The organism is Methylibium sp. (assembly GCF_013817365.1).
Taxonomy (GTDB): Bacteria; Pseudomonadota; Gammaproteobacteria; order Burkholderiales; family Burkholderiaceae_C; genus Methylibium.
This window is the reverse complement of sequence record NZ_JACDCU010000247.1, coordinates 1-6,266: the sequence shown is the minus strand read 5'-3', so window position 1 is coordinate 6,266 and position 6,266 is coordinate 1. Positions and strand designations below refer to the sequence as shown.

Here is a 6,266-nt window from a genome sequence, read left to right as displayed (position 1 = left end):
GGTGGCAATGCGCTTCGATTCCGCCGCAGCCTTGGTCGGCTTGGCCTCCAGCGCTCGCTCGGCATCGGCCAGGCGCTTTCGCTGCGCGAAGAGCTCCTGCTCGAGCTTGGATGCCTGCTCGGACGCAAATTCCTCAATCAAGGTCCGGATGCGGCGCTCGTCCTCGTCCGCGGGCTCATGCCCCTGGAAAGCCGCCTGCATGGCCTCGGGAATCTTGACTTTGCTGTCGCCTTGCCGGCGCCAGAAGATGTCGACGAAGGACTTGAGGTCGAGTTGCGCGCCGTACTCGCGGGTATAGCGACGGTAGTCGCGCACGACTTGGGCGGAGTAGCACATGGCGGCATTCGACGGGCTGCGGTCCCGCAAAGTTTAGACTTCCACTTACCCTGTAGTGGGCTGCTGCCCAGAGGGTGCGAGCGGGTTTGGAGCGTTTCGGTGTCCAACCTTTGCCAGCGGCGTGAACAGTCGAATGCAAACCCGTCGCGCGCTTCCCCGTGTCCGGTACAAGGGCCCTGCAACTCAGAACGCCTCTGGCGCCCGCCGCGGGCCCGAAGATGCCGGGCGGGCCGGATTGGCAACGTAGCGGCATCAGTTAGGCATCACAGCGGCATCAGTCAGGCACGAACGGCGGTTATTGCCTCTCCGTTGCCTAATTAGGCATCAGCCGCCAAAGGCATTTCCTCTGCGTTCGTAGAGCTTGTACGGGTTCGAGCCGAAGCAGGCTGCCGCCGGTCAAGTCTCCGCCCTGTGCCTTTCGCCAGCTCGCCGCGCTCTCAGTCCTGCCGGCAGACACCAGGGGCCGACCAGCGGTGTGGAACTTTCACGCTCGACAAAGTCAAGGTCCGTGGTGTACTGTTCATCCATCCAGTACTTTGCTTTCCCGAATGCATGCCGTCGTCGACTGGCAGGAGGACGCTTCGCCTCCGCCGGACCAATCCGAACTGCGCCTCGTGCGCCCTCCTGGACTCCTGCCGGGCGGGTTGGGGGCGTGCGTATGGCGCGCGAACGAGGGAGGCCGCCAGGTCACCTCGGTCGTCTCCTCCGGCTTCGAAGAGCTTGACCAAGAACTTCCGGGAACGGGTGGCCGTGCCATTCGCTGACCGAGTTGCTCCAAACCCAACCCGCCGTCCTCGAGTGGCGACTCCTCGGTCCGGCGCTGCGTGCAGTCATCGCTCGCCGCCAGTCCGTCGTCGTCGTCGGACCACCGCGCCATCCGCACCTCCCCGGTCTTCACCATGCAGGCATCGACGAGCGCCAACTGGTCTGGGTCCAGGCCGACACGCCGGCCGAGCGCCTCTGGTGCACCGAACAGCTCGTCAAGTCCAATGCCTGCGGAGCTCTCATCGCCTGGCTGCCGCAGGCCCGCCCTGAACAAGTCCGTCGTCTGCAGGTCTGCTCGCAGTCCTGCGAAGGCCCGGTCTTCCTGGTCCGGCCCGCCGCTGCCCAGCACGAAGCCTCTGCCGCTCCACTTCGCGTGATGGTGAGCTTCGGGCCGGACTGGGAGCTGCACGTTCACGTCCTCAAGCGTCGTGGCCCCGTCCACGACGGTGTCGTACGGCTGCACTCGGTGCCCGGTGGCCTTGCCGCCATCCTCACCCCTCGACTGGCCCAGCCCAGCCGACTCCTTCCCTCTCGCGAGGTGGCTGCCAATGTTGTGGGCAGCACTGCTCCTGTCCGGCCCCGACGGCACGCTGCCGCCCATTGATGCGCTGCACGGTCTCGCAACCTGGGCGCTTCAGTTCTCCCCCCGTGTTGCGCTGGTCGATGAAGCCGTCGTCATGGAGGTCGAGGCCAGTACGCGACTCTTTGGCGGCAAACGCGCCCTGCGCGACCGCGTCGTTCAGGAATCCAGCGAGCTTGGCGTTACGGCGCTTGCGTGGGCACCTACCAGCCTGGCCGCCGTTGCGCTGGCTCGTGCCGGCGTCGAGAACGGCTTTCGCAAGCCGCTCGCCGAACTGCTGGACCGGTTGCCCCTGCCTGCGCTCAGCGCCACCCGACCTCACCATGTCACGCTCAGCCAGCTCGGCTGCCAGACGCTGGGCGATGTGCGGCGCCTGCCACGCGGCGGCATCGGTCGGCGCTTCGACCAGCAGCTTCTCGCCGCCCTCGACGAGGCCTACGGACTGCGCCCCGAGGGTCACTGTTGGGTCGTGCTCCCGGAGACCTTCAAGGCCCGGCTCGAACTGATGTCGCGCGTCGAGATGGCGCCCGCCCTGCTCTTCGGCGCCCGCCGGCTGTTGCTGCAGATGAGTGGCTGGTTGAGCGCGCGCCATGCGGGCGCCACCGCCTTTACCTTGCGCTGGGGGCACGACTCCATGCGCGCCAAGGACGCCGGCGAGGGCGGCGAGCTCACGGTCCGCACCGCCGAGCCGACCCGCCATCTCGAGCACTTCTGCCGGCTGCTCGCCGAGCACCTGGCCAAGGTCGAGCTCCTTGCGCCGGTCGGCGACCTGGAGCTCGAGGCCGTCGATGTCCGCCCGATGGAGGAGGCCAGCGGCTCTCTGCTACCGGACACCGTGCAGCAGGGCGAATCGCTGTCGCTGGTGCTCGAGCGCATCGCGGCCCGGCTCGGGTCCGAGCGCGTGCTGCGCCCCGTGGTCTGTGAGGACCACCGCCTGGAGTGGATGCAGCACTGGCAACCGGCACCGAAGCCCCGGCCGCGCAAGCCTGCCAGGCGCTCTGCCCTGCCGCAGCCGACCTTCGTTCTGCCCAGGCCACTGCGCTTGGCCACCAGGGGCGAGCGGCCGATGTACCAGGGACTGCTGCAACTGCTCGCCGGTCCGCATCGCGTCGAGGGTGGCTGGTGGCACCGAACGCAGGCCGACGACGGCGACAAGGCGCTCAACGTCCAGCGCGACTACTGGGTCGCGCTGAGCGAGCACGCCGGCGTGCTCTGGATATTCCAGGAGCGGCTCGCCAATGAGGCGACCGCCTGGTACCTGCACGGCAGCTTCGCTTGAGGCGCGCGAACGATGCAAGCCTTACCCGCCTATGCGGAGCTGTGGTGCTTGTCGAACTTCTCGTTCCTCAGAGGAGCGAGTCGACCCGAAGAACTTGTCGAGCGTGGCCGGCAGCTCGGCTACGCGGCGCTCGCCCTCACGGACGAGTGCTCGATGGCCGGGATGGTGCGCGCGCATGTCGAGGCGAATGCACAGGGACTCAAGCTGCTGGTCGGCGCGCAGTTCCAGGTCCAGGGCGGGGTTCAGGGAGAGGCGCCCTTCACGCTGCTGGTCTTGGCGCGCAATTTGAACGGCTACGACAACCTGTGCCAGTTCATTACCCGCTTGCGCCGCGCCTGCGAAAAGGGCAGCTACCGCCTGGCGCTCGACGAGATCAAGGCCGATGCACTGGACGATTGCCTCGTCTTATCGGCGCCCGAGCGCTCGTCGTCGCCCGAGCAGCTGCTGTGCCTCGCACGATGGCTGCTCGACCACTTCACTGGCCGCTGCTGGCTCGCCGTGTCGCTGCTACGGACACTGGAGGACGAGATGTGGCTGCACCGCATGCGCGAGGTCGCCGCGCAAACCGCCATCCCGTTGGTGGCGGCCGGCGACGTCCACATGCACGTGCGCTCGCGCAAGCCGCTGCAGGACGTCATGACCGCCGTGCGCGTGGGCCGCCCCTTGACCGAGTGCGGCCTCGACCTGCAGCCCAATGCCGAGCGGCATTTGCGCACCCGGCTGCGGTTGGCGCAGACCTACCCTGCCGAGCTGCTCGAGGAGACGCTGCGCGTGGCCGAGCGCTGCGACTTCTCGCTCGACGAGCTGCGCTACCAGTACCCCGACGAGGTGGTTCCCGACGGCGAGACGCCCTCTTCCTATCTGCGCCGCCTGACCTACGAGGGCGCCGGCCGGCGCTGGCCGCTCGGCATGCCGGCCAAGGTGCAGACGCAAATCGAGCACGAGCTCGCGCTCATTGCCGAGCTGCACTACGAGCACTACTTCCTGACCGTCGCGGACATCGTCAACTTCGCCCGTTCGCAGCACATCCTCTGCCAGGGTCGTGGCAGCGCGGCCAACTCGGTGGTCTGTTACTGCATCGGCGTGACCGAGGTCGACCCGGCGCGCATGTCGGTGCTGTTCGAGCGCTTCATCTCCAAGGAGCGCAACGAGCCGCCGGACATCGACATCGATTTCGAGCACGAACGCCGCGAGGAGGTCATCCAGTACCTGTACCGCAAGTACACCCGCGAGCGGGCCGCGCTCACGGCCACCGTGGTGACCTACCGCCCGAAGAGCGCAATTCGCGACGTCGGCAAGGCGCTCGGCTTCGACCTCGAGACGGTGGACCGGGTCGCCAAGGAACATCAGTGGTTCGACGGGCGACTGGTGATGGCCGAGCGGGTCCAGGAAGCCGGCCTCTCGGTCGACGACCTGGCGGTGCAGCAGCTGCTGCAGCTGACGACCCAGCTCATCGGTTTCCCCCGGCACCTCTCGCAGCACACCGGCGGATTCGTCCTGACCAAAGGACCGCTTTCGCGCATGGTGCCCATCGAGAACGCCTCGATGCCCGAGCGCACCGTCATCGAGTGGGACAAGGACGACCTGGATGCCCTCGGGCTGCTCAAGGTCGATGTGCTGGCCCTGGGCATGCTCACGGCGATTCGCAAGTCGCTCGAGTTCATCGGGCGGCGCAAGGGTCACGTGTTCGAGATGCAGGACATTCCGGCCGAGGACGCGGTCACCTACGGGATGATTTCGAAGGCGGACACGGTGGGAGTCTTCCAGATTGAGAGCCGGGCCCAGCAGGGCATGTTGCCGAGGCTCAAGCCGCAGTGCTTCTATGACTTGGTCATCGAGGTCGCCATCGTGCGCCCCGGGCCCATCCAGGGCGGCATGGTCCACCCCTACCTGAACCGCCGGCAGGGCAAGGAGCCGGTGACTTATCCGAGCGAGGCGCTCAAGGAGGCGCTGGGCCGAACCTTGGGCGTGCCGGTGTTCCAGGAGCAGGTGATGCAAATCAGCATCCTGGCTGCGGGATTCACGCCCGGCGAAGCCGACCAGCTGCGGCGCTCCATGGCGGCTTGGAAGCGCAAGGGCGGCCTGGAGATGTACTACGAGCGCATCGTGGGCGGGATGACCGAGCGTGGGTACACGAAGGAGTTCGCGGAGAGCATCTTTGCGCAAATCAAGGGGTTCTCGGCGTACGGCTTTCCGGAGAGCCATGCGGCCTCGTTCGCGCTGCTGGTCTATGCGAGTTGCTGGATCAAGTGCCATCACCCGGCCGAGTTCCTGGCCGCGATGCTGAACTCGCAGCCGCTGGGTTTCTACAGCGCCAGTCAGCTGGTGCAGGATGCCAAGCGCCATGGCGTCGAAGTGCGACCGGCCGACGTGATGGACAGCCACTACGACTGCACCCTGGAAGGTCTGCCGCATCCGCCGGCCGTTCGGCTGGGCTTGAGGCTGATTTGTGGGTTCAGAAAGGAATCGGCGGAGCGGGTCGTCGCAGCTCGGGTGATTGGGCCTTTCGACAGTGCCGAGGATCTGGCGCGACGCGCGGGTCTGGAGCAGCACGAGATGCGGCTGCTCGCGGGAGCGGACGCTTTGCTGAGCCTGTCGGGGCACCGGCGTCAGCAGGTCTGGGATGCCTCGGGGCTCAGAGCACCACCGAAGCTGCTCCGGGACGCACCGGTGCACGAAGACCTGCTTGAGCTGCCGGCAGCCCCCGAGGGCGAGGAAATCGTCTTCGACTACGCGGCGACGGGTCTGACCCTGCGCAGACATCCGGTGGCACTCTTGCGCCCGCTCCTCACGAAGCGCCGGTTGATGTCGGCAGCCGACCTGCAAGACCTGCCGGATGGCAGGAAGGTGAGGTACTGCGGCATCGTCACCTTGCGGCAGCAGCCGGACACGGCCAACGGCACCATCTTCGTCAGCCTGGAGGACGAGACCGGTGTGGTGCAGGTCATCTGTTGGAAGCGCTTGAAGGACAAGCAGCGCAAGGAACTGCTCGGCTCGCGACTTCTGGCGGTGTCGGGTCGTTGGCATCGTGAGGGCGAGGTGCGCAATCTCATCGCCGAGCGACTGGCCGACTTGACGCCCTTGCTGGGTCGGCTCGCGGCGTCAGCGACGTCGCGGGATTTTCATTAGGCTCGCACCACTCGGTTGGATCTTCACGTCAAGACGTTACGGCTTGCCTTGCGCTCCGGCGGCTTGGAAACGCGCTGGAGCTTGCCCGCGCCGCCGCCTTCGTGTTTGTGGGACGCGTCTGGAGCCCGTCGGAGAGCGTGAGGCCCGCATCATCCAGTCCCGCACCATTCGCGCGCA

At 66.9% G+C, this 6,266-nt stretch carries 3 protein-coding genes and 1 pseudogene; 3 read left to right on the top strand and 1 reads right to left on the bottom strand.

The window, feature by feature from the left end:
* Positions 1-336: pseudogene (locus tag H0W38_RS14520) on the bottom strand (hypothetical protein); the annotation flags it as partial.
* 769 nt (positions 337-1,105) lie between these two features.
* On the opposite strand from H0W38_RS14520, the gene imuA reads away from it, so the two are divergent.
* The 3 genes from imuA to H0W38_RS14505 are packed head-to-tail and all read left to right on the top strand — an operon-like array spanning position 1,106 to position 6,089.
* Positions 1,106-1,705, top strand: a complete 600-nt coding sequence (gene imuA / locus H0W38_RS14515; protein WP_292455279.1) for a translesion DNA synthesis-associated protein ImuA — start codon at positions 1,106-1,108, stop codon at positions 1,703-1,705.
* Positions 1,650-2,960: a DNA polymerase Y family protein gene (locus H0W38_RS14510; protein WP_292455277.1), complete on the top strand. Its 1,311-nt coding sequence runs from the start codon at positions 1,650-1,652 to the stop codon at positions 2,958-2,960. The genes imuA and H0W38_RS14510 overlap by 56 nt, the downstream gene beginning before the upstream one ends.
* Positions 2,961-2,972: 12 nt before the next feature.
* Positions 2,973-6,089 carry an error-prone DNA polymerase gene (locus H0W38_RS14505; protein ID WP_292455275.1) on the top strand — a complete coding sequence of 1,039 codons (3,117 nt, stop codon included), beginning with the start codon at positions 2,973-2,975 and terminating at the stop codon, positions 6,087-6,089.
* The last annotated feature ends 177 nt before the right edge of the window (positions 6,090-6,266 follow it).